A 24543-nucleotide genomic window follows, 5' to 3' on the forward strand; every position below is an offset into this window, starting at 1 on the left:
CGCAGGCGGAATTGTCGTTGTGTGACGAACATGTGTCGGTGATTCGCCTTGGGATTGATTCCCGGCAAGCCGTCTGTGATCTCTCCTCACCCGAAAGGCCAGTGAATCTGTCCCTTCCTGTCGTCACGGCTTCGCGATCACGTCGTAAGGCTTTCAGATTGCGCAACTATTCGCTTGATCCGGCGGCCATCTTGAACAGACTGGGGAGCGGCTACATCTGTGACGTCCGCTGCCGCGACATTGCGGTGGTCCATCCGCGTTGAATCACCGCAAGTTTAATTGCGACTTTCGTAGCCCTGCACTGATCCTTGGGGAGAGGGAATTGAGTTCGATTGACAGAACGGGGCGTGTGGCTCCGGTGACCGGCGTCGAGCGTCATTCGCTTCGCCGCCATGCCTCACGCGGCCTGTCGCTCAGGCCTTGGCTTGGCCTTGCGCCGATCGGGCTGCTGGCGGCGCTGGCGCTCGGCGGCTGCGACAACAAGAGCGCGCAATCGCAGGCCGCGCCTGCGCCGCCACCCGTGACCGTCGCGCAGCCGGTCAAGCGCACCGTCACCGACTGGGACGAGTTCACCGGCCGCTTCGAGGCGATCGAGGAGGTTCAGGTCCGCGCCCGTGTCGGCGGCTTCGTCAACAGCGTCGAGTTCAAGGATGGTGCGATCGTCCACGCCGGCGATCTGCTCTACATTATCGACCCGCGGCCGTTCGAGGCGGTCGTGCTGCAGGCCGAAGGCCAGCTGGCCGACGCGCGCGCCAAGGGGGAGCTTGCCAAGCGCGATCTCGAGCGCGGGCTGAACCTCGTGCAGACCAGCGCGGTCTCGGAGCAAGTCGTCGATCAGCGCCGTCAGGCATTGCAGGCGGCGCGCGCCGCCGAGACCCAGGCCGAAGGCACGCTGAAGGCCGCGCAGCTCAATGTCGAATTCACCCATGTGCTGGCGCCGATCACCGGCCGCGTCAGCCGGCATCTGGTCACTCCGGGCAATCTCGTGCAGGGCAGCGAGGGCGGCGCGACGCTGCTGACCTCGATCGTGTCGCTCGATCCGATCTACATCTATTTCGACGTCGACGAGGCGACCTATCAGCGCAACAGCAAGCTGTGGTTCGAAGGCAGGCGGCCGAGCTCGCGCGACACGGCGAACCCGGTGCAGATCGCGTTGACCGGCGAAACCAAGCCCTCGCATGAGGGCAAGATGGACTTCCTCGACAATCGGCTCGACGTCTCGACCGCGACGCTGCGCAGCCGCGCGGTCGTTCCGAACAAGGATCTGTCGGTCCTGCCCGGCCAGTTCGGCCGCGTCCGCATCATCGGCTCCTCGCCCTATGAGGCGCTGCTGATCCCGGACAGCGCTGTTGCCACCGACCAGTCGCGCAAGATCGTGTTCGTGGTCAAGGACGACAATACGGTGGAAGCAAGAGCTGTCACGCTCGGGCCGCTCGACGATGGCCTGCGCGTCGTCCGCGAAGGCCTCAAGGCGGAGGATCACGTGATCGTCGACGGCCTGCAGCGCGCCCGCGTCGGCGCCAAGGTGACGCCGAAGATGGCGCAGGCTCCGGCGGATTCCAAGCCCGCGGCAGGCGACAAGCCCGCGGCCGCTGACAAGCCCGCCGCAGGTGCCAAACCATGAATCTCGGCAGGCTCTCCATCAACCAGCCCATCCTCGCGATGGTGCTGTCGATCGTGCTGCTGATCGTCGGCGCGATCGCCTATCCGACGCTGCCGGTCTCGGAATATCCGCAAGTGGTGCCTCCGACCGTCGTGGTCACCACGCAATATCCGGGCGCCTCGGCGCAGACTGTGTCCGATACCGTCGCTGCGCCGATCGAGCAGGAGATCAACGGCGTCGAGGACATGCTGTATCTCTACAGCCAGGCGACGTCGAACGGCCAGCTCACCATCACCGCGACCTTCAAGCTCGGCACCGACCTCGACAAGGCCCAGGTGCTGGTGCAGAACCGCGTCGCGATCGCGCAGCCGCGGCTGCCCGAAGAGGTGCAGCGCAACGGCGTGACCACGCGCAAGAACTCGCCCGACATCCTGATGGTCGTGTTCATGCTGTCGCCCGACGACACGTTCGACCAGCTCTACATCTCCAACTACGCGCTGCTGCAGGTCCGCGACCAGCTGTTGCGGCTCGATGGCGTCGGCGACATCCAGATGTTCGGCGCGCGCGACTATTCGATGCGGCTGTGGCTCGATCCCGACCGGATCGCCAATCTCGGCCTGACCTCGACCGAGGTGCTGGCGGCGATCCGGGCGCAGAACCTGCAGATCGCCGGCGGCCAGATCGCCGAGCCGCCGATCGCCGATCGCGCATTCCAGCCGAACCTCGTCTTCACCGGCCGCCTCAAGGACATCAGGCAGTTCGAGGACATCGTGGTGAAGGCCGGCTCCGACGGCCGCACGGTACGTCTGCGCGACGTCGCCCGCGTCGAGCTCGGCGCGCTGTCCTACGCCACCAACAGCTTCCTGCTGCGCAAATCCGCCGTCGCGCTGCTGGTGACGCAACGGCCCGGATCGAACGCGCTCGCGACCGCCAAGAGCATCTCCGACACGATGGAGCGGATGAAGGCGAGTTTCCCGAAGGGGCTCGACTACAATATCGGCTACAACCCGACCGAATTCATCGCCCAATCGGTCCACGAGCTGATCAAGACGATCTACGAGGCGATGGCGCTCGTCGTCATCGTGGTGCTGGTGTTCCTGCAGGGATGGCGGCCTGCGATCATCCCGATCATCGCGATCCCGGTGTCGCTGGTCGGCACCTTCGCGGTGATGGCCGCGCTCGGCTTCTCGATCAACAATCTGACACTGTTCGGCCTCGTGCTGGCGGTCGGCATCGTGGTCGACGACGCCATCGTGGTGGTCGAGAATGTCGAGCGGCATCTCGAGCACGGCATGAGCAGGCGCGACGCTGCGCTCAAGACCATGGAGGAGGTCGGCGGCGCGCTGGTCTCGATCGCGCTCGTGCTGTGCGCGGTGTTCGTGCCGACCGCCTTCCTCGGCGGCATCTCCGGGCAGTTCTTCCAGCAATTCGCGGTCACCATCGCGGTCGCGACCGCGATCTCCTGCTTCTGCTCGCTGACGCTGTCGCCGGCGCTGGCCTCGCAGATCCTGGTGCCGCATGAGGAGAAACGCCCGCCGGCGCGCTGGAACATCATCGCGCGCGGCTGGGACAGCTTCACCGCGCTGTTCAACCGGGTGTTCGACCGGCTCGCGCACGGCTATGCATCGGTGGCCGACTTCGTGATCCGGCATACGGTGGTGATGCTTGCGCTCTACCTCGTACTGATCGGCAGCGCCGGCTGGCTGCTCGCGACCACCTCGCAGGGCTTCATTCCGGCGCAGGATCGCGGCTACGTCATCATCTCGGCGCAACTGCCGGGCGCCGCGTCGCTGGCGCGGACCACCGCTGTTGTGCGCGAGATCGAGCGGATCGCGCTGGATACGCCGGGCATCGTTCGCGTCGCGGCGTTCGCCGGCTTCTCCGGTGCGACGCGCACGCAGCAGGGCAACGCCGCGGCGCTGTTCCCGGTATTCGACGAGCCGGAGGCGCGCCTGAAGAAGGGGCTGACGGCGAACGCGATCACGGCCGAATTGCGCAAGCGTCTGTCGGTGATCCAGGGCGCCTTCATCATCGTCATTCCGCCGCCGGCCGTGCCCGGCATCGGCACCGGTGGTGGCTTCACCATCCGCGTCCAGGACCGGCAGGGGCGCGGACCCGAACTGCTGGCTTCCGCGACCGATGAACTGGTGACAGCCGCGCGCAAATCGCCGTCTCTCACGTCGGTGTTCTCGCCGTTCACCGCGAACACGCCGCAGCTGTTCGTCGACATTGATCGCGTCAAGGCGCAGAAGCTTGGGGTGCCGATCGCCAACATTAATGACACGATCCAGACCTATTTTGGTTCGACCTATGTCAACGACTTCAACCTGTTCGGCCGCACCTATCACGTTACCGCGCAAGCCGATCTGCCGTTCCGGAAAGACAGCCCCGATCTCGCAAGGCTGCGCACCCGCAACGTCGCCGGCGACATGGTGATGCTCGGCAGCATCGTGGACTTCAAGGACGTCTCGGGACCCGACCGCGTCGCGCGCTACAATCTGTACTCGGCGTCCGAACTACAGGGTGAGCCGGCACCGGGCGTGAGCTCGACGACGGCGCTCAACACCATCAAGCAGCTCGCCGACCAGACATTGCCGAGCGGCTTTTCGTTCGAGTGGACCGACCTGTCCTACCAGCAGGTCACCGGCGCCAATGCCGGCCTCTACGTGTTTCCGATCTGCGTGCTGTTCGTCTATCTGGTGCTGGCCGCGCAATATGGCAGCTGGACATTGCCGTTCGCGGTGATCCTGATCGTGCCGATGTGCCTGTTCGCGGCCACGATCGGCGTGCGACTGATGGGCCAGGACGTCAACATCCTGACCCAGATCGGCTTCGTGGTGCTGGTGGGGCTGGCCGCCAAGAACGCGATCCTGATCGTCGAGTTCGCACGCGACATCGAGCTCGAGGGGAGGTCGCGGCTGGACGCGGTGATCGAGGCCTGCCGGCTCCGTCTGCGGCCGATCCTGATGACCTCGTTCGCCTTCATCCTCGGCGTGCTGCCGCTGGTGGTGTCGACCGGTTCGGGCTCGGAGATGCGGCAGGCGGTCGGCGTTGCCGTGTTCTTCGGCATGCTCGGCGTCACCCTGTTCGGCCTGGTCTTCACGCCGATCTTCTACATGGTGGTGCGCAACCTCGCGGAAGGAAAGAACGAGGGCAAGCCGGCCGAGCCCAAGGCAACCGTGGCGGGTTGAGGGCGGCACCCAACGTTCCGCAGCAGCAAGTCCTTCCCCGTCATCCTGAGGAGCCTGCGAAGCAGGCGTCTCGAAGGATGCACGGCCACCGGCCGGGCCGTCGACCCTTCGAGACGCGCGTTCCGTGCTCCCTCAGGGTGACGGGAAGCTAGCAAGTGCTGTCGACGCAGCCCATACTTTTGGCTGAGCGGAAAGAGATGGGCAGGCGTGGGGTTATAAAATAATGTCGCGCCGATTTTTCCTGATAGAAACTGCTGGGAGAGCATAGAATGAAGTCCGGATTTTTGGCCGCGGTCGCGGCCTGCAGCCTGATGCTTGCGGCGCCGGCGATGGCCCAGGGCGTCAAGATCGGCATCCTGAACGATCAGTCCGGCGTCTATGCCGACTACGGCGGCAAATATTCGCTCGAAGCCGCGCGGATGGCGGTCGAGGATTTCGGCGGCGAGGTGCTGGGACAGAAGATCGAGATCGTTACCGCCGACCATCAGAACAAGCCGGATCTTGCGACCGCGATCGCGCGGCGCTGGTACGAGGTCGAGAACGTCGACATGATCACCGAGCTCACGACGTCGTCGGTCGCGCTCGCGGTGCAGGAGCTGTCGAAGGAAAAGAAGAAGATCGACATCGTGGTCGGCGCGGCGACCTCCCGTATCACCGGCGATGCCTGCACGCCCTACAGCTTCCACTGGGCCTATGACACCCGCGCGCTCGCCGTCGGAACCGGCGGTGCGCTGACGGAAGCCGGCGGCAACACCTGGTTCTTCCTGACCGCCGACTACGCCTTCGGCTACGCGCTGGAGAAGGACACCAGCGACATCGTCACCTCAAAGGGCGGCAAGGTGGTCGGCTCGGTCCGCGTGCCGCTCAATTCGTCGGACTTCTCGTCCTTCCTGCTGCAGGCGCAGAGCTCGAAGGCCAAGATCATCGGGCTCGCCAACGCCGGACTCGACACCACCAACTCGATCAAGCAGGCGGCCGAGTTCGGCATCGTGCGCGGCGGCCAGAAGCTTGCCGGCCTGTTGATGACGCTGTCGGAGGTGCACGGTCTCGGGCTCGAGGCGGCGCAAGGTCTCGTGCTCACCGAGGGCTTCTACTGGGACCACGACGACGCCTCGCGCGCCTTCAGCGAGCGCTTCTTCAAGCGCACCAGCCGGATGCCGAGCATGATCCATGCCGGCACCTATTCGGCGACGCTGAGCTATTTGAAGGCGGTGAAGGCCGCCGGCACCAAGGACAGCGAGGCGGTCGCCGCCAAGCTGAAGGAGCTGCCGGTCGATGACGCCTTCGCCAAGGGCAAGGTGCTCGCGAACGGCCGCATGGTGCACGACCTCTATCTGTTCGAGGTCAAGAAGCCCTCGGAATCGAAGAAGCCGTGGGACTATTACAAGCAGATCGCCGTGGTGCCCGGCGACAAGGCCTTCTTCACCGCCAAGGAAAGCGGCTGCCCGCTGACCAAGTGAGGCGAATATCCACGGGTGGTGTCGTCCTGGCGAAAGCCAGGACCCATTACCCCGATTGGATGTTGTTGCACCACGCTGTGGCCATCAGATTGCCCATAACCACGCTCTGTGGTTATGGGTCCTGGCTTTCGCCAGGACGACGGTAGTGGTTATGGCGCGACCGCGCCTTCAATGCGCCAGCCGCCACACCGCGCCGCCGATCGCGCCAACCCAGAGGATGACGCAGGCGAGCGCCTGGATGGCGAAGCCGGGGCTGCGTTTTGCCACTGCTTCGCGATAGCCGATGAAATAGACGATGCGGCCGATCACCCAGATCGCGCCGACCGCCGCCGCGGCGGCATCGCCGACATAGACCGCGAACAGCCAGAGCGACGGCAGGAAGATCGGCATCCATTCCAGCGTGTTCATCTGGATGCGGTAGATGCGCTCGAAATCCGGATTTCCCGTGATCGCCGGCAGCTTGACCCCGTAGACCGCGCGGGCGCGGGCGACCTGCAGCGCGAAGAAGAAGTGCAGCGCGACCGCAAGGCAGGTGACGATGGCGGTGTAGTGGTACATGTCAGGCATTTCCTCTTTCCAATGGCCCCGATGTCATGACGGGTCAGCGAGGCCCGGTGTGACATGCGGCCTCGCTTTACCTCTCCCCGCGCGCGGGGAGAGGTCGGAACGCATCGTCAGATGCGTTCCGGGTGAGGGGGACCTCGGCGACACCAGCTGTCACCGGGTACGCGGAGACGGCCCCTCACCCCAACCCTCTCCCCGTAAGAACGGGGCGAGGGAGCACAGTTATGCCGCGGCCCCATTCGGACCAATTCCGTCACGTCCTAGTACCCCGTCATCTCAAGATAGCCGATTCCGGCGTGGCTGCCTGCAAAGCGGATCGGACCTTCCCAATAGGGGAAGCTGGTTCCCATCCAGGCCTTCGGATTGAGCGGCGTGGTCTCGATGGCAAGGCCGCGTGCGGGCAGGTTGACGCGCCATGATGTCGGCAGCTTGCGGCCGTCGATCTCGGTGGTCGCGAGCGGCGCGATGCTGTTGCTGCCGGCGGCGATCTCGGCCGAGCGGCCGTCCGGCGTGATCCAGTTGCCGAACAGGTTTTCGCGGCCGTCCTTCTGGCGCAGCCGGTACAGCATCAGCTTCTCGTCGCCGGGCAGATGCAGCGAGAACCAGTCCCAGCCGGTCTGATCGGCCGCCAATGGCTGGCTGCTCCATTCGCGATCCATCCAGGCCATGCCCGTGACATCGATCGGTCTGTCGTCGATCACGATGCGGCCGGACGCCTTGTAGAACGGCTGGCTGTAATAATAGGAGGCCTGCCCGCGATCCGACTTGCGGCTGTAGCCGTGGTCGCCCTGCAGCACCAGGGCGCGGTCGGCGTCGAGCCGCAGCGCGGTGCTGAAGTCGGCGGCGGAGGCCTTGAGCTCGAGCGGTGCGACGCGCTGGGTATCGAACGCATCGCGCCCGCGCAGCTCCCAGGCGTCGATCCAGGCGCGGAACGGCGTGGCTTCGACCGCGGCCTGCCCGACGCCGCCGCGGGCAAAGGTCTCGCTGAAGCGGTGCGTGCCGGCGCTGGTCACGGCGGCGTGGCCCATCCAGAGCTGCTGATTGGCCCAGCCCTCGGCCGGTCCGCCCGCTTTCATCGCCTGGCGGAACAGCGTCCATTGCGCGCCATAGGCCGCGCCGCTCGTGTCGGACAGGTTGGCGGTCACGTACCACCATTCGATCCGGAATTCCGGATGCGGGCCGTGGTCCGTGGGGAACGTGAATGGCTTGCCCGGCGTGACGGCGGCAAATCCTTCCGCGGTCTCGCCGAGCCCGGCGAAGCCCTGCGCGAACGTCTTGCCGCCGAGCGCCAGCCCCAGCGCACCGCCGGCAAAGGCGCGACGGGTGATGGTGCCGCTAGCGCTCATTGACAAAGATCCTGATCAGGCTGGCGGGCTGCATGCGCGCCAGCCTCGCGACCGGAAGCGCCGCGGCACAGAATGCGGCGGCCAGCGCCACCGCGAGCAGCTCGATCAGCTGCAGCGGGAAAATGTGGAACGGCAGCCGCCAGCCGAACGCCTTGACGTTGACGATCGCAAGCAGGCACCACGCCACCAGCAGGCCGAGCGGCAGCGCAAACAGCGCGGTGATCAGCGCGACCGCCATGGTCTTCAACAGTTCGAGCGCGGCGAGCCGCCGCCGGGTCAGGCCGATCGCCCACAGCGGCGCCAGCTGCGGCAGCCGCGAATTGGCCAGCGTGAGCAGGCTGGTCAAAAGCGCAATGCCGGCGACGCCGAGCGTGAAGGCGTTGAGCGCGGCGGTCACCGAGAAGGTGCGGTTGAAGACCCGCTTCGATTCCGTTTTCATCCTGGCCTGGTCGGCGATGTTGTGATCATCGAGACCGAATTTCTCCTGTAGCGCGGTGATCAGCGGTGCGATCTTATCCGGTGCCACGCGGAGGCCCATCCGTGTCATTGGTGTCTGCGGGAAGCGCCGGGTCAGCGCGGCGAAGTTGACCGCGATCTGGCCCTTGGGGTTGCCGTAATCGGCATAGATGCCGACGATCTCGAGCGGCCAGTTGCCGCCGGGGGCGGGTACCTCGATATGATCGCCGATCGCCAGCTTCATCCGCCGCGACAGCTGCTCGCTGACGAGGCAGGTGTCGCCGGGCCGCAGCCGAACCCACGCATTTGCGACGCTTTCGAGCAACGGCCAGCTGTCGTGATAGGTGGCGTGGTCGGGCAGGCCGAGCACCTCGATCGGCGCGCCGTCGAGCTGGGTGTCGGCGCGGCCGCCGGGCAGGATGGCCTGAACCTCGGGCCGATCGCGCAGCCAGGCCTTGATCTCCTTTGCCTGCTGATCGCTGGCGGCGCTGATGTAAACGTCGGCGGCGAGCCTTCCGTCGAGCCAGACCAGGAAGGTGCGGTTGAAACTTTCCACCATGGTGCCGACGCCGACATTGACCGCGAGCGCAAGCAGCAGCGCCATCAGCGCCAGCGACAGTCCCGACAATTGCTGGCGGCTGTCGGCCCAGAACCAGATGCCGACCGGCGCCCGCGCGCTGCGCTGCCCGAAGGCCAGCGCAATCTGCAGGACCATCGGCAGGATCAGCGCCGCGCCGAGCATCAGCGCGGCGAGCACGGCGAAGCCCGCGATCAGGGAATCGCCGAACCAGATCAGGCCCGCGGCGACCGCAAACACCGCGAGTGCCGCCGCGCTCTGGAGCAGCAGCCAGCGCCGCTGCGCCTGCTGCCAGGCCTGCGGCTGCGCCGTCGCCAGCACCGGCATCCGGATCGCCTTGGCAAGGCTCGCAGCCGCCGCGGCGAGCGCGCCAAGAATGCTGATAGCGATGCCGGCGAACCACCAGGCGGGTTTAAGCGAAAGCTGTCCGGGAATCTGCGCGCCATAGAGCCCGCGCAGCGAGGCCGTGACATCCGGCAGCAAGGCAGCCGCAATGAAGTAGCCGCAGACGAGGCCGATGAGGCCGGCGACCAGCGCCAGCGACACCAGCTCGATCACCAGCACGGTGTTGAGCATTCGCGCCGAGACGCCACAGGCGCGCAGTGTGCGCAGCATCGGCAGCCGCTGCTCGAAGGCGAGGCCGATCGCGGAGTTGACGATGAACAGGCCGACGAAGAACGACAGCAGGCCGAACGCAGTGAGGTTGAGATGGAAGCTGTCGGTGAGGCGTTCGAGGTCGCTCTCCGCGCTCGGCTCGACCAGGCGGAGCTTGTCACCCGCCACGCTTTCGAGCGTTGCGTGCGGCGCTTTGGACCTGCCAACGAGGAGGCGCGAGACCTGGCCGGGCATTTTGAGGATGTCCTGCGCGATACCGATATCGACGATCAGTGCGCCGGGCGCGAGCTCGGCCTGTACGCGCAGCGGCGGCAAGCTCATGCCGTTGGCCTGCGGCTGCTCGCCTTCCTTGAGGCCGAGATCGCGTAGCGTTTCCGGGGCCACCAGCATTTCGCCCGGCGGCGTGACGAAGGATTGCAGGCTGCCGCGTCCGACCGCCGGCGCGTTGCCGACCTCGGACGGCAGCGTCACCGGCTCGATGCCGAGCAGGCGGAAGCTGCGCCCGTCGATCTGGACCCGGCCCTCCAGCATCGGCGACACCGGCCAGCCGGCACGGCGCAGATCGACGAACAGTTGTTGCGGGAAGGTCGCGCTGTCCCTGGCGACCAGCATTGCAGTGCGCGATCCGCCGAAGGTCGCGGCAGCGCGGTCATAGGCGATGCGGGCCTGCTGGTTCAGCGCCTGCACGCCGCTCCACAGCGCGGTGGCCGAGATCAGTCCGATCAAGAGCGTTGCGAGCTGCATCGGATGCCGCCGCCAGTGGCTGAGCAGCACCGCAAGGATCCACAGCGCGCGCCTCATGCGACGATCCCGGCATGCAGGGTGACCTGGCGGTCGAGCGTCGCCGCAAGCCGCGCGCTGTGTGTGACCATCAGGAAGCCGCAGCCGGTGCGGGTCACCAGATCGCGTGCCAGTGCCAGCACCTCGTCGGCGGTGTCCTCGTCGAGATTGCCGGTCGGCTCGTCGGCGAGCAGCAACAGCGGCTTTGGCGCCAGCGCGCGGCCGATCGCGACGCGCTGCTGCTGACCGCCGGACAGTTGCTCGGGATAGCGCCTGAGCAGGCTTCTCAGGCCGAGGCGCTCGACCAGTTCGTCGTGCCAGGCGGCGTCATGCCGGCCGGCGATGCGCGACTGAAACACGAGATTGTCCGTGACCGTCAGGCTCGGGATCAAATTGAATTGCTGGAACACGAGGCCGAGCCGGTCGCGGCGTAATTCGGCGCGGCCAGCGTCGTTGAGGTCGGAGACGACGGTGTCGGCGAGGGCGATCTCGCCGCTGTCGGCGGCATCGAGCCCCGCGATCAGATGCAGCAGCGTGCTCTTGCCGCTGCCGGATTCGCCCGATAGCGCCACGCTCTCGCCGGTCGCAACGGCAAGGTCGACGCCGCGCAGCACAGCGACGTCTTCGCCGGCAGAGCGGTAACTCTTGGTCAGTCCGGTGACGCGAAGCACTGCGGCGGTCTGGTCAGATGAAACGATGGCCGTGCCTCATTGCGGCTTCTGGTATTTCAGGACGAACTCGTCGATCGGCACCGGTGCCTTGAAGACGGGAATGTCCTTGGGGTCCTCCGCATGATGCAGGAAATCGCCCTCGGCCACCAGCTTGAAGCCGGCCGCCTCGATCTCCTGCTTCAAGGTGCTCTCCTCGATCCGGTGCAGCGTCTTGGCGACATTGGTGCCTTCGCCCGTCTTGGCGGAGTGATCCGCGATCACGAGGAAGCCGCCCGGCTTGAGCGCGGCGAACATCTTCTTGTTCATCGCGGCGCGGTCGACCGGCAGATAGGTGATGTCGTGATAGAAAAAGAAGAAGGTGATCATGTCGAGGTCCTTGACCTCGGGCGGGATCGGGTCGTCATAGTCCCGCACCACATGGACGACGTTCTTCATCGCCGGCGCCTTGGCGCGATTGTCGAACTTGTCCTTGACGAAGCGCTCGAGCACGGTCGCGGAATCCTGTGCGTAGACCTTGCCCGACGGGGCTACGGTGCGCGCCAATAGTTCGGTGCTGTAACCCGCGCTCGCCGCCATGTCGAGGATCGTCATACCGGGCTTGACGCCGGCAAAGGCGAGCATCTTGGCCGGCTGCCGGCGCTGGTCGACCTGACGATCCGCATCGCTGCGATCGGGTGCGGCGACGATCGCGGCGTAGTCGGGATTGGCGGCGTCTGCCGCGCGAACTTGAGGCGCGGCAAGCAGCGCGGCGGATACAAGTGCTGCGCAGGTGGCGGCACATAGGATCAATCTGTTCATGAAATAACCCCGGGCTTTTCGTTGGCCCTGAACATAGCAGTCGGGACATGACAGTTCACCGCTCCACTGGCGCGACCGACGCGATCGTGATCGGGCCGTTAGAAGCGCTCCGGGGCGCACAACCCCGAGGAAATGCGGTGTTGCGTTGCACGGCGAGGCGTGGCTAGCATCGCCGGACGGGGCCGATTTACGAAGCCAAAAACGAAACGACGGGGAGCCGGACATGACGACGCAAGCGACGCCCGAGAGGACGTCAGAGGGGCTGTCAAAGGGGACGCCGAAGGGCGCCTGGCAAATCACCTTCCTTCTATTCCTGTTCATGGTGGTGAACTTTGCCGACAAGATCGTGGTCGGGCTCGCCGGCGTGCCGATCAAGAAGGAAATGGGCCTCACCCAGGAGCAGTTCGGCGATCTCGGCTCGTCATTCTTCCTCTTGTTCTCGATCTCGGCGATCGTGGTCGGCTTCATCGTCAACCGCGTCGCCACCCGCTGGGTGCTGCTGATCCTGGCGGTGATCTGGTCGCTGGCGCAATTTCCGATGGTCGGCACCGTCAGCTTCACGACGCTGGTGATCTGCCGCATCATCCTCGGCGCCGGCGAGGGGCCGGCGTTCTCGGTCGCGGCGCACGCGATCTACAAATGGTTTCCGGACGAGAAGCGCACGCTGCCGACCGCGATCCTGTCGCAGGGCTCCGCGTTCGGCGTGATCCTCGCGGTGCCCGCGCTGAACTGGATCATCGTCAATCACAGCTGGCATCACGCCTTCGGCGCGCTCGGCATCGTCGGCCTGATCTGGGCCGTCGCCTGGTTCGCGCTCGGCAAGGAAGGGCCGCTGGTGTCGACGTCTGCCGTGACGGCCGACGAGCCGCGGATTCCGTATTGGAAGCTTTTGACTTCGCGCACCTTCATCGGCTGCGTGGTGGCAACCTTCGGCGCCTATTGGGCGCTGTCGCTCGGGCTCACCTGGTTCACGTCCTTCATCATCGAGGGGCTCGGCTTCTCGCAGCACCAGGCCGGCTTCGTCTCGATCCTGCCCTGGATCTTCGGCGCGACGATCGTGCTGCTGACCGGCTGGATCTCGCAGCTGATGCTGGCGCGCGGCTTCACCACCCGCGGCGCGCGCGGCGTGCTCGGCTCGGTGCCGCTGATCTTCGGCGGCGCCATCCTTGCGATGCTGCCCTATGCGCCGCCCGGCGGGATCATGATCGCGCTGCTGGTGATCGGCTCCGGCCTGTGCGGCTCGATCTACGTGGTGTGCCCGCCGATGCTCGGCGAGTTCACGCCGGTGTCGCAGCGCGGCGCGATCATCGCGATCTACGGCGCGCTCTACACGATCTCGGGCATCCTGGCGCCGATGGTGATGGGCAATGTGATCCAGCACGCGGCCACGCCGATGGCCGGTTACATGTCCGGCTTCACTATCAACGCGGCGATCATGGCCGGCTCCGGCCTGCTCGGATTGCTGCTGCTGTGGCCGAACAGCGAGCGGGCGCGGCTGACCGGCACGTCGCAGCCGGCAGGCACGATCAAAGGCGCGATGTCGCCGACGTAAGGGGCGCACCTCTGGCAACTCGCTCCACTTCGCCTCTCCCCTTGTGGGAGAGGCCGGATTTCGCGCGTCAGCGGGAAATCCGGGTGAGGGGTCTGCCTCCGCGAGCTCCGTCCCTCGAGAGACCGCAACCCCTCACCCGGATCGCATTGCGCTCCGCTGCATGCGATCCGGCCTCTCCCACAAGGGGAGAGGCGGGAGTCCCGTAGCCCGGATCGCTGCGTCTCTCAATTCATCCCCTGCGCGCCGCGCACCAGTCTGCCCGGGCGTGCGCCGGTGGCCTTGCCCTCGCGCTGGGTCACGATGCCCGACACGATGGTGGCGTCATAGCCGTCGACCTGCTGCAGGAGGCGGCGGCCGCCGACCGGCAGGTCGTAATGCACCTTCGGAGGGTGCAAATGCAGCCGGTCGTAATCGATCACGTTGACGTCGGCCTTGAAGCCAGGAGCGATCACGCCGCGATCATACAGACCGACCGACAGCGCGGTCTTGCGCGACTGCGCCGCGACCACGAACGGGATAGAGAGCTTCTCGCCGCGGCTGCGGTCGCGCGTCCAGTGCGTCAAGAGATAGGTCGGGAAGCTGGCATCGCAGATGATGCCGCAATGCGCGCCGCCGTCGGACAGGCCGGGCACGGCACTGGGCTCGCGCAGCATCTCATGCACGGCGTCGAGGTTGCCGTCGGCGTAATTCAGGAACGGCACATAGAGCATGCCGCGACCCTCGTCGGTCAGCATCGCGTCATAGGCAAGCTCTTCCGGCTGACGGCCCTGGCGCCGCGCCTGCGGCCCGAGCGCGTTTTCCGGCGGCTGCTCATAGTTCGGCGGATTACCCAAGAGATACATCTTGTCGTAGTTCGGCCGGAAGAACAGCGGATCGTCGGTCGCCGTCGCGCTCTCGCTCAGGATCGCCGCGCGCACCTCGGGCCGACGCAGATGCGCGAGCCGCTCGGCCAGCGGCAATTTGGCGATCTCGCGATAGCTCGGATGGGTCTGGAACGGATTGCGCGACAATTCGAGCCCGAGCAGCAGCCCGACCGGCCGTGCCGCGATCTGGGTCGTGATCGACAGGCCGCGGGCGGCGGCTTCATTGATGGTGTCCATGGTCTGCCGCCAGCGCCGCGGCGCCTTGTCGGCCTGTGCGACAGAGAACGAGATCGGGCACCTTGTGTTCTCGGCGACCCGCAGCATCATCGGCAGGTCTTCGTGCACGGTGCTCTGGTCGAGCACGAATTGCAGCACGCTGCGGCCGACGCCATGCATCGCGCCGGCGATCGCGGTCAGTTCATCTTCGCCGGCTTTCAGCGTCGGCGTGTAGTCGCCGGTCGAGGTGCGGTGATTGAGCGTGCGCGAGGTCGAGAAACCCAGCGCGCCCGCCCGCACTGCGTCGCCGGCGAGCGCCGCCATCGCCTTGTTGTCCTCGGCCGTTGCCGGATCGCGGCGCGCGCCGCGCTCGCCCATCACATAGACCCGCAGCGCGGCATGCGGCAGCTGCGCGCCGATATCCATGTCGAAATCGCGCTTCGACAGCCACTCCATGTAGTCGGGGAAGCTCTCCCACGCCCAGGGAATGCCGGCGGAGAGCACCGGCTCCGGAATGTCCTCGACGCCTTCCATCAGCTGGATCAGCCTGGTGTGGTCGCTCGGCCGGCACGGCGCGAAGCCGACGCCGCAATTGCCCATGATCGCCGTGGTGACGCCGTTCTGCGACGACGGCGTGATGTCATGGCTCCAGGTCACTTGGCCGTCGTAATGGGTGTGGACGTCGACGAAGCCGGGCGCCACCAGCTTGCCGCGGGCGTCGATCTCTTCCTTGCCCTTCGCCGAAACCTTGCCGACTTCAGTGATCTTGCCGCCTGTGATCGCGACATCGGCTTCATAGAGGTCGCCGCCCTTGCCGTCGGCGATGGTGCCGCCGCGGATCACGAGGTCTGGGGTCGAGGTCATGGCATTTCATCCCGAGGCTGTTTTTGGTTGACGGCATCATGGGTCAGCCCCCGATGCTGTCAACCAGCGCCGATGAAGCTCTGGGATGCGCTGTTGCTGATTTGCCAGCAGGGATCGAGCGTTGCCGTCCGGCGGAAATTTGTTCCGCCGGCAACCCGCCGCGAACCTATCGCGCGCCGAAGAACGCTGTCTTCTGGGTCTCCTCGGCCTGCAGCCTGGCGCGGACGCGCATCAGGTCCTTCCAGCCGATATAGCCGACGAGGCGCTGATCCTCGCGCGAGATCACAGGCAGATGCGAGACGTTGACCTGCATCAGGCGGTCGGCGAGCCGGTCGAGATATTCGTCGGGATAGGCGACGGTGATCTTGCTGCCGGCCAGCAGCTGCCTGAGCGTCGCGGTGCGATGCTTGCCGGCGCGGCGCCAGCGCAGCACGGACGGCGGGTCGATCACGCCGAGCACGTGATGGTTGGCGTCGACGACGGGAAAGCTGGGGTGACCGGTCTTCGGGTTGGTCAGGAAGGCGGCCGCGCCGTGCAGCGTCATGGTGTCGGCGACGGTCTCGACCGCCTTGGTCATGACGTCGCGCACGCGGGTCAGCGCGAACGGATCGACACGGTACTCGCGCACCAGATGATGGCCGCGCCGAGCCACCTTCTCGGTCAGGATCGAGCGCCGCATCAAAAGCACCGTGACGCCGTGCGCGGTGCCGCAGGCCGCGATCAGCGGCAGCAGCACATGGGTGTTGCCGGTCAGCTCGACCGCGAAGAAGGTTGCGGTCAGCGGCGAGCGCATCGTGCCGCCCATCGTCGCCGCCATCGCCAGCAGCGCCCAGAAGCCGGGGCTCGCTTCAGGCAGATAGCCGCTCAGCGCCGTTCCCATCGCGCCGCCCATGATGAGCAGCGGCGCCAGCACGCCGCCCGACGTGCCCGAGCCGAGCGCGACCGACCAGATCACGGCTTTCACCACGAGCAGCAGCAGCGCGGCCTTCAGCACCACATCGCCTTGCAGCATCGACGCGAGGTTGTCATAGCCGACGCCGAGCGCCTGCGGCTCGATCAAGCCGCCGAGGCCGACGACCAGGCCGCCGATCAGCGGCCACCACATCCAGTGGATCGGCAGCTTGAGGAAGATGTCCTCGCAGCCATAGACCAGCTGGGTGAGCACGCCCGACAGCAGCCCGGAGAGGATCCCGATCAGCATCCAGGCGCCGAGCTGCAGCACCGAGATGTCGACGCCGCCGGTGAACGGAAACAGCGGCGCGGGCATGTGCAGGAAGGTGCGTCCGACCGCCGCCACCACGGCGGCGACGGTGACGGGAATGAAGCTGCGCGGCGTCCATTCGAACAGCAGCAGTTCGACCGCGAGCATGATCGCGGCGATCGGCGTTCCGAACACCGTGGTCATTCCGGCGGCGGCGCCCGCCACCAGCAGGGTCTTGCGCTCGTTGTCGCTGACCGGGAGCATCTGCGCGATCAGCGAGCCGATCGCGCCGCCGGTCATGATGATCGGGCCCTCGGCGCCGAACGGGCCGCCGGTGCCGATCGACACCGCCGACGACAACGGCTTCAGGATCGCCACCTTGGGGTCGAGCCGGGAACGGCCGAGCAAGATGGCCTCGATCGCTTCCGGAATGCCGTGCCCGCGGATCTTCTCGCTGCCGAAACGCGCCATCAGCCCGATGATCAGCGAGCCCACGACCGGCACCAGCACGGTCCAGAGCCCGAGCGGCGAATCCTGCAATTTCAGGTCGGCGAAGCTGAACTGGCCGAAATAGGCGATGTTGGTGGCGAGCTTGATCAGCTGCAGCAGTCCCGCCCCGGCCAGCACGCCTGCGGCGGAAACAAACACGGCGATCGCCGAGATCACCACGACGCGCGGATCGGTCGTGAAGTCGCTCAGGAGGTGGCTGGCCTTCTCGCCGATTTTGGCGGTGTTTGGGGCGGTGTTCGTAGCGGAGGCGCTCGATTTGGTGGAAATGACGCTCATTGGTGGCGTAAGGCTCGGGTGAAGTGGACGCGGCGTAATATCGCATTGCGATATAATTACAAGCGGGAGACATCGAATGGCAGCGTTGAAAGGACCGTCGAAATCGCCGAGGCAGGACCAGAAGCGGGTTCCCAGCCAGGGCGATTACGAAACGCTGTCGCAATTTCGCTATCTGATCCGCCGGTTTCTGGAGTTCAGCCAGGACGCCGCGAAGGCCGCAGGCCTGACACCGCGGCAGCATCAGGCATTGCTGGCGATCCGGGGGTATCCGGGCGGCGGGCCGGTTGCGGTCGGTGATCTGGCCGAACGGCTGCGGCTTCGTCACCACACCACGGTCGAACTGGTCGACCGGCTGTCCGAGGCCGGACTGGTCGAGCGCGTGCTCGATCCCGCCGACCAGCGGCGGGTGCTGCTGAAATTAACCGGCCTTGCGGCCGATCATCTCGCCGAATTGTCGGCGGTCCATCTCGATGAGCTGTCGCGGATCGAGCCGCTCCTGAAGCAGGTGCTGTCGCGACGGTCGGAATGACCGCGCCGCGTGCGCAACGTTTCGCGTTTCAGGCGCGCGGGCTGGCGGTCTCGGCCTCGTATCCCGAAGCCTGCGGCTTGCGCTCGGTGACGAGGGCAAGCAGCACGGTCAGCACCATGAAGACCACGGAGGCGCCGAACACCCAGTGCGGCATGTGCTGGTCCATGATCCAGCCGAACAGCAGCGGGCTCACGATGCCGCCGAAGTTGAAGCCGGTGGAGACGATGCCGAAGGCGCGGCCGGCGGCGCCGGGCGGCGCCGCGTTGCGCACCATCATGTCGCGGGACGGCGCGATCACCCCGCCGAGGAATCCGGCGAGCCCCATCGCCAGCGTGAGCGCCACCGGCGGCAGGTCGAGCAGCGCAATCAGCAGCACGAGGGCGGCATTGACCGCGAAGCAGGCCGCGGCGACCTGGCTGTGGCGGTGGGTCCAGTCGGCGAGATAGCCGCCGGCGAGCACGCCGGCCGCGCTGGCGCCGAGGAATGCAGTCAGCGCGATATTGGCCGTCGAGAACGACGCGCCGTAGCCGCCCATCAGTGCGACCACGCCGAAATTGTTGATGCCCGAGGTCGACAGGCTGAGCAGCGTGAAGAAGGCCGTCAGCACCATCAGCGCCGGCGTGATTACGCTCGCCTTCGGCGCGGCGCCCTCCTTTGCCTTGTTCTTGTTGGCGCCGGCATCGGGAATGCCGAGCACGATCAGGAACAGCGCCACCAGCGGCCCGACCGCGCCGGCGACGATCAGCGCGCCGAGGCCGCCGATCGAGGCCACGAGCGCCGCCATGATCGCGGGCGCAACCGCGCCGCCGAGGAATCCGGCGAAGGTGTGGATCGAGAAGGCGCGGCCCATCCGCGCCTCGTCCATATGCGCCGAGAGGATTGCATAGTCAGCCGGATGATAGACGCTGTTGGCGAGGCCCAGCAGCACCGCGCAGACGATCAGCGACGTATAGCTGAGATGCAGGCCGAGCCCGATCAGCGCGCAACCGCCGACGGTCAGTCCGATCAACAGGATCTTGCGCGCGCCGATATGGTCGGCGAGGTAACCGATCGGCGCCTGGGTCAGCCCGGAGACCACCGCGAACACCGTCAGCGCCAGGCCGAGCTCGACATAGCCGACGCCGAGCTGCTGCTTCAGGAACGGGAACAGCATCGGCAGCACGAAGATATGGAAATGGCTGACCCAATGGGCGACCGAAATCCCCGTCAGCGTGCGCAGCGCACTGTCGGCTTTCGCTTGCTGCGGTGCGGCCAAAACGTCGACCATGTGCCTGAAAACCCTAATTCCGGAAAGCCCGCCGAAAATAGAGATTGGCCGCTAATTGTCCATGAACGCGGGCGCATGGCTGCCCCCGGCGCGGGCGTGCCGGATCGACACATGCGGCATTAAATGCGGCGACAAAGCACGGCAGCACGGCGATGATCGGCCATGATCGACCCCAAAAAGCAGCTCCGCGTGCTGGTGTCGGAGGGCTCCAGCACCTCCGGCCGCGAGGCGATCACGATCCTCGGACTGGCCGGCCATCACGTCGAGGTTTGCGACCCCTCGCGCTGGTGCCTGGCGCGCTACTCGCGCTTTGTCCGCAAATACCACCATTGTCCGCCGCTGCGGTCGGATCCGGCCGGCTTCCTGCGCTTCGTCGAGCGCCTCTTGGCGTCGCGGCATTTCGATGTGCTGCTGCCGATCCATGAACAGGGATTTCTGTTCGCCCGCGCCGCGGCGGGGCTGGCATCACGTGCCGGCCTCGCGCTGCCGGATTTCGCCAGCTATCGCGCCGTGCACAGCAAGGCCGGCTTCAGCCGCCTGCTCGACCGGCTCGGGCTGCCGCAGCCCCCGACCCGGATCGTGAACTCGGCCGAGGAGCTGCGCGAGGCGGTGCGGTTTCCATCCGTTGTCAAGACGTCGGTCGGCACCGCCAGCCGCGGTGTCTGGTTCGTGCGCGATGCTGGTGATCTCAATCGCGCGCTCTACGACCTCGAGTCCTCAGGCGATTTTGCCGGCGAGGTGCTGGCGCAGGATCTGATCACCGGCACGGTCGAGAAGGCGCAGTCGGTGTTCTGCCACGGCACGCTTGTCGGCTTCCATGCCTACCGCCAGATTGCGGCCGGTGTCGGCGGCGGCGAGGCGATCAAGGAGAGCGTGAGCCGGCCGGCGATCCGCGCCGGCCTCGAGACCATCGGCGCGCATTTTGGTTGGCACGGTGCGCTCTCGGTCGACGTCATCATGCCGCTCGACAGCGCGACGCCGCTGTTGATCGACTGCAACCCGCGGCTGGTCGAGCCGATGAACGCCTTTCAGTCGGGCGTCGATCTGGTCGATCTGCTGCTGCGCGTCTCGCGCGGCGAGACTCCGGCGCCGCTGCCCGAGGGCCGCGCCGGCGTGCGGACGCATCTGGCGATGCAGGCGCTGCTCGGCAGTGCGTCGCGCGATGGTACGCGGCGTGACCTGATCCGGGAATGCGGCCGCATCGCCGCGGGCGAAGGGCACTATCGGGGAAGCAGCGAAGAGCTGACGCCGGTGCGGCTCGACTGGCTCAGCGCCGTGCCGCTGGCGATGACGACAGTGCTGCTGCTGGCATCACCGCAGATCGCCTCATCGCTGGCGCGCGGCGGCTTTGGCGCGCATCTGCTCGATCGCGGCAGCATCAAGGCGATCGAGAACGGCGATTTCCGCTAGTATCCCTCCAGCGCGAATTCACCGCACGATCTTGTCTGCGCGCTTCAAGAGCTCCGGTGGAATCTCGACGCCCACGGCCTGGGCCGCCTGGAGATTGAATATCAGCTCTCGCTTGGTGACGACGCCGACTGGCAGGTCGCCCGGCTTCGCGCCCTTGAAAATCTTGTCGGCGAATGTCGCAAACTCGCGCCATGTATCGGCGACGTTGGCCCCATAAGTAATCACCCCGCCCGCGTCCGCCTGGCCGCCGGGAAACATTGCCGGCAAGCGGTTCTTGATGGCCAGTTCACCGACTCGTTTTCGATTGCTCCAGGGCACCGGCACTTCAAGGACCAGCAGCGCCTCCGCGCGCTCCTTTGCCATCCCGGCAATCGCGGCCTCCAGATCGTCCGCACCCTTGACCTTCACGATTTGCGGCTCCAGCCCCAGCGCCTTGGCTGCGGCCTCGTTGGCGCGGTCAATCGGGGCGAGCCCGCGTTCATCCGCGCCGGGGATCGTTTGATCACTGAGAATCGCAACGCGCGTGATCCCGGGGAATGCCTCCTTCAGAAGCTTGAACTGGTCGCTGGCCTGCTGCTGATCAAGGTTGGTGAGGCCCGTGACATTGCCTCCTGGCTTGTCCATCGAGGCGACAAGCTTCAACGCGACCGGATCGGTGACGATCGCAAAGATCACCGGGATCGTCGACGTGGCCTTCTGCGACGCCACCGACGCCGGGCCGCCGAGTGCAAGGATAACATCCACATTCGCACCGACCAGCTCCGAGGCGAGGCCCGGAAGGCGCTCGAGCTTCGATTCGGCAAATCGCGGTTCGATGACGATGTCGCGTCCTTCGAGATAGCCGCGGTCGGCGAAGTCGCTCAGAAGATTTTTCTTGATGGAATCGAAGAGCGGCGACGGGCCGCCGTTGACGAGGATTCCTACTTTCCTGGGAGCTTGTTGCGCATCGGACGGGTCGCACATCGACGCGATCATGCAGAAGACCGTGAGCACTGCCTTCGCAAATCTCATGGCACCGCCCCCCAGCAAGGACCCAGCGTCCATGCGAGCCTAGCATTCAGGGGGTGGGCAACCAATCCGGAAGGGTGGTCCGGCCCATGACCTCGCTGCGACCTAATGTCTGCTTGGCGAGGATGAGCCGGGCTCGGTAGTTCGCAACCTACGAGGCCGCCGCGCGCGACTGCGCGGGATCGGTCGATCGATCTTCGCCGCGCCTCACAACGGCTCGTCATCATTGCCGTAGCGGTCGAGCTTCGGCGTGGCGATGTCGCCGTCCTCGTAGTACTCGTCGTCCTGTAGCGCTGCGGGTGGCGGAGGTTTCTTCGACTTGTCGTCGGCCTTGTCTTTGGTCTTCGTGCCGCCCTTGGTCTGCTTCCCGGCCTTGGCCATGCGTTTCCCCTGCGCGGGTCAAATCAGCTGCCGGAACTCTACCCCAGTTTCCGTGCGTTTGTAATATTCGGAGACGGTGCGGCGGGGCACACCCGCCCCACCGGATCATGCTCTAGAACGTCGCGCCGGCCTTTACCATGTAGGTGCGGCCGGGCAGCGGGTAGGCCGAGAAGCGGCCCTCGGTGAACGTGCTCGCGATGGCGTAGTCGTAATAGAGCGCGTTGAACAGGTTGTTCACGCTCAGCGACCAGAAGAAGCGGTCAACTTGCCCGCTCAGCTTGATATCGGCGGTGGCGTTGCCGGGAATCCGGCTCTGGGTGTTGGCCTGGTCGTTGTCCATGATGCGCGAGCTCCAGGCCCGCACCGTGGCGTCGAACACCAGATAGTTCTGCCAGATATTCCAGGTGACGCCGAGATTGCCGGTGTAGCGCGACACCAGCGGCACGTCGTTGCCGGCCCAGATGCCTTCGCGGAACACCGCGCGGGTGATCGCCATGCCGCCGCGCAGGGTGACGCTGTCGCTGACCTTGAGCGCCGCGCTGGTCTCCGAGCCGTAGCGGCGGGTGGGGTCGAGGTTGGTGTTGAAGAACAGCACCGGGTTGAAATGGATCTCGTTCTCGAGATCCATCAGATAGACGCTGGACTGGACCTGGAAGCGGTTGGTCCTGACGCGAAAGCCGCCCTCGACATCCTGCGAGGTCTGGGTCTTGAGCTGGAAATTCTGCGGGATCGGGGCGAAGGTCAGTGGGTCGAATGACGGACCCGACGCGACGCGTTCGTCGACATCAGGCGTGCGGAATGCGCGTGCCGCGCGGCCGAACACCGAGAAAGTGTCGGTCAGGCGATGCTCGATGCCGACATGCAGCGCGTATTGCGTCTCGTTGCTGTCGAGCGGTGCCGCCTGGGTGTCGAATGCGAATGGCGCATTCGGGTCGTAGCGATCGCGCGCCGAGATGCTGGTGTTCTGAACCCGCGCGCCGTAGGAGAAGTCGGTCGTCGGCAACAGGCCCAGCGTATGTTGCCAATAGCCGGCCACGGACTGCTGCTCGATACTGTAGATGTGGAACGGGTCGACGCCCTGATAGGCGCCGCGCGCCTCGCGGAAGGTCGAATCGTAATAGTCGATGCCGGTCAGGATCGTCGACGGCACGCCCAGCATCACGTTCTTGACGCTGAGCCGCGGCGTCAGCGACCAGGTCTGCAGCGCGGCGTCATTGTAGGTCGAGGCGAAGCTGATGGTCGGCACCGTGCCGAAGAAGCCGCTCTGCGTCTCGCGCTGCCGCCAGCCGCCGTCGACGATGAGGTCGACGCCGTTCATCAGCGTCTTGGTGAAGCCGGCGGTGACGCTGGCGGTCTGCTGGTTGGCATAGTCGAAGGGCGTCGCGGCGCCGCGGCGATCGGTGAGCAGCTCGTTCACGCCGATCGACGGATCGACCAGCCGTCCGCCGGGTAGGCCGAGCTTCTGGTCGCTGCCGGTGACGGTCAGGAAGGCGGTGAGATCCGGCGTCGTGTAGTTGATGTTGCCGACGGCGTTGCGCTGGTCGAGCGCATTGTTGACGCGGTAGCCGTCCGACTTGATGCCGTTGCCGTAGAACGAGGTGGACCACGGGCCGGAATTGAGTGCCGCGGAGACCGCGGCCATGCGGGTGTTGAACGAGCCAACTCCGGCCTCGGCCCGCATCGTCGTCGGCGGGCCGCCGACGCCGGTCTTGGTGATGATGTTGACGACGCCGCCCACCGCGTTGTCGCCGTAGAGCACCGCGCCGCTGTTGCCGCGCGTGATCTCGATGCGCTCGATCGAATCGAGCGGAATCGTGGTGAGGTCGAAGCCGGCCTTGTCGACGTCGTTGAGGCGGCGGCCGTTGAGCAGGAAGAGGGTATTGTCGGTCGCGAACGCGCCGAAGCCGCGCAGGTCGACCGACGTCTTGGCGCCGTTCGGTCCGCCATAGGGCGTTTGCAGCTGCACGCCCGGCACCTGCGCGAGGATCTCGGGCAACGACTGCACCGGCGAATGCGCGATGTCGTCGGCGGTGATCACGGCCGAGGAGGTGCCGACAATGCCGGCGAACTGGCGGCCGCCGGTGCCGCCCGTTCCGGTGGCCACACCGGTCCCTGTCGTGCCCGATCCGGCTCCGCTGCCTGTATTGTTGCCTTGCGAGGTGCCCGGCGCCGGGCGTCGCGGCGCCGGCGCTTCGTCAGCGGCCGGCCTGGCGCGCGTGACGTTCTGGTCGCCCGGCTTGGTGACTTCGATCGCCGGCAGCTGATCGGGAGCGGGTGCCTGCTGCGCCCGCGCTGCGGAGACAAGGAATGCCGGCGCGAGCATCGTCGCCGGCGCGATCATCGTCGACGCGAGCAGAAGCGCGCGGCGCCGCCGATGGAAAGGGAAGGAGAACATAAGAAAGGCC

At 66.3% G+C, this 24543-nt stretch carries 17 protein-coding genes; 6 read left to right on the forward strand and 11 right to left on the reverse strand.

Translation table 11 applies throughout. From position 1 onward, the window contains the following. Positions 1–406 precede the first annotated feature (406 nt). From J2R78_RS19230 to J2R78_RS19240, 3 genes are all read left to right on the forward strand, one after another. Positions 407–1624 carry an efflux RND transporter periplasmic adaptor subunit gene (locus J2R78_RS19230; RefSeq protein ID WP_253609858.1) on the forward strand — a complete coding sequence of 406 codons (1218 nt, stop codon included), beginning with the start codon at positions 407–409 and terminating at the stop codon, positions 1622–1624. Continuing rightward, positions 1621–4794 carry an efflux RND transporter permease subunit gene (locus tag J2R78_RS19235; RefSeq protein ID WP_225642972.1) on the forward strand — a complete coding sequence of 1058 codons (3174 nt, stop codon included), beginning with the start codon at positions 1621–1623 and terminating at the stop codon, positions 4792–4794. The genes J2R78_RS19230 and J2R78_RS19235 overlap by 4 nt, the downstream gene beginning before the upstream one ends. Positions 4795–5063: 269 nt before the next feature. After that, positions 5064–6254 (forward strand): ABC transporter substrate-binding protein, encoded by a 1191-nt coding sequence (locus tag J2R78_RS19240; protein WP_057021219.1) that lies wholly within the window; start codon positions 5064–5066, stop codon positions 6252–6254. Between the two features lie 168 nt (positions 6255–6422). Here the strand turns inward: J2R78_RS19240 and J2R78_RS19245 are convergent, their stop codons facing one another. From J2R78_RS19245 to J2R78_RS19265, 5 genes are all read right to left on the reverse strand, one after another. Further along, on the reverse strand, positions 6423–6812 hold the full coding sequence (locus tag J2R78_RS19245; protein ID WP_057021220.1) for an MAPEG family protein: 390 nt from the start codon (positions 6810–6812) through the stop codon (positions 6423–6425). A 266-nt stretch (positions 6813–7078) separates the two neighbouring features. Further along, entirely contained in the window at positions 7079–8164 is a 1086-nt protein-coding gene (locus J2R78_RS19250; RefSeq protein ID WP_253606183.1) for a lipocalin-like domain-containing protein, read from the reverse strand. After that, positions 8154–10613: an ABC transporter permease gene (locus tag J2R78_RS19255; RefSeq protein WP_253606184.1), complete on the reverse strand. Its 2460-nt coding sequence runs from the start codon at positions 10611–10613 to the stop codon at positions 8154–8156. The genes J2R78_RS19250 and J2R78_RS19255 overlap by 11 nt, the downstream gene beginning before the upstream one ends. Next, the gene (locus tag J2R78_RS19260; RefSeq protein ID WP_253606185.1) at positions 10610–11263 is read right to left on the reverse strand and encodes an ABC transporter ATP-binding protein; all 654 of its coding nucleotides are present in this window, start codon (positions 11261–11263) and stop codon (positions 10610–10612) included. The genes J2R78_RS19255 and J2R78_RS19260 overlap by 4 nt, the downstream gene beginning before the upstream one ends. 36 nt (positions 11264–11299) lie before the next feature. Further along, on the reverse strand, positions 11300–12061 hold the full coding sequence (locus tag J2R78_RS19265) for a class I SAM-dependent methyltransferase (RefSeq protein ID WP_253606187.1): 762 nt from the start codon (positions 12059–12061) through the stop codon (positions 11300–11302). Between the two features lie 223 nt (positions 12062–12284). On the opposite strand from J2R78_RS19265, the gene J2R78_RS19270 reads away from it, so the two are divergent. Further along, positions 12285–13613, forward strand: a complete 1329-nt coding sequence (locus J2R78_RS19270) for an MFS transporter (protein ID WP_253606189.1) — start codon at positions 12285–12287, stop codon at positions 13611–13613. A 224-nt stretch (positions 13614–13837) separates the two neighbouring features. Here the strand turns inward: J2R78_RS19270 and J2R78_RS19275 are convergent, their stop codons facing one another. Together J2R78_RS19275 and J2R78_RS19280 are read right to left on the reverse strand one after the other, a co-directional pair. After that, complete coding sequence (locus J2R78_RS19275; protein ID WP_253606191.1) at positions 13838–15556, reverse strand: amidohydrolase family protein; 1719 nt, start codon at positions 15554–15556, stop codon at positions 13838–13840. Between the two features lie 166 nt (positions 15557–15722). Next, positions 15723–17543, reverse strand: coding sequence for a chloride channel protein (locus J2R78_RS19280; RefSeq protein ID WP_253606193.1), 1821 nt, complete (start codon positions 17541–17543; stop codon positions 15723–15725). Between the two features lie 76 nt (positions 17544–17619). Here J2R78_RS19280 and J2R78_RS19285 point away from each other — a divergent pair, with 76 nt between their 5' ends. Beyond that, entirely contained in the window at positions 17620–18072 is a 453-nt protein-coding gene (locus tag J2R78_RS19285) for a MarR family winged helix-turn-helix transcriptional regulator (RefSeq protein ID WP_092078941.1), read from the forward strand. A 28-nt stretch (positions 18073–18100) separates the two neighbouring features. Here the strand turns inward: J2R78_RS19285 and J2R78_RS19290 are convergent, their stop codons facing one another. After that, the gene (locus J2R78_RS19290; RefSeq protein ID WP_253606195.1) at positions 18101–19339 is read right to left on the reverse strand and encodes an MFS transporter; all 1239 of its coding nucleotides are present in this window, start codon (positions 19337–19339) and stop codon (positions 18101–18103) included. 162 nt (positions 19340–19501) lie between these two features. Between J2R78_RS19290 and J2R78_RS19295 the strand changes: the two genes are divergently transcribed. Beyond that, positions 19502–20749, forward strand: coding sequence for a hypothetical protein (locus tag J2R78_RS19295; protein WP_253606196.1), 1248 nt, complete (start codon positions 19502–19504; stop codon positions 20747–20749). A gap of 18 nt (positions 20750–20767) precedes the next feature. Here J2R78_RS19295 and J2R78_RS19300 read toward each other — a convergent pair whose 3' ends face one another. From J2R78_RS19300 to J2R78_RS19310, 3 genes are all read right to left on the reverse strand, one after another. Continuing rightward, complete coding sequence (locus tag J2R78_RS19300; protein ID WP_253606197.1) at positions 20768–21760, reverse strand: ABC transporter substrate-binding protein; 993 nt, start codon at positions 21758–21760, stop codon at positions 20768–20770. A 204-nt stretch (positions 21761–21964) separates the two neighbouring features. Continuing rightward, positions 21965–22138, reverse strand: coding sequence for a hypothetical protein (locus J2R78_RS19305; RefSeq protein WP_253606198.1), 174 nt, complete (start codon positions 22136–22138; stop codon positions 21965–21967). Positions 22139–22250: 112 nt separating this feature from the next. Then, positions 22251–24533, reverse strand: coding sequence for a TonB-dependent receptor (locus tag J2R78_RS19310; protein ID WP_253606202.1), 2283 nt, complete (start codon positions 24531–24533; stop codon positions 22251–22253). Positions 24534–24543 lie beyond the last annotated feature (10 nt).

Origin of the sequence: Bradyrhizobium sp. USDA 4538 (assembly GCF_024171045.1) — a bacterium.
GTDB lineage: Bacteria > Pseudomonadota > Alphaproteobacteria > Rhizobiales > Xanthobacteraceae > Bradyrhizobium > Bradyrhizobium australafricanum.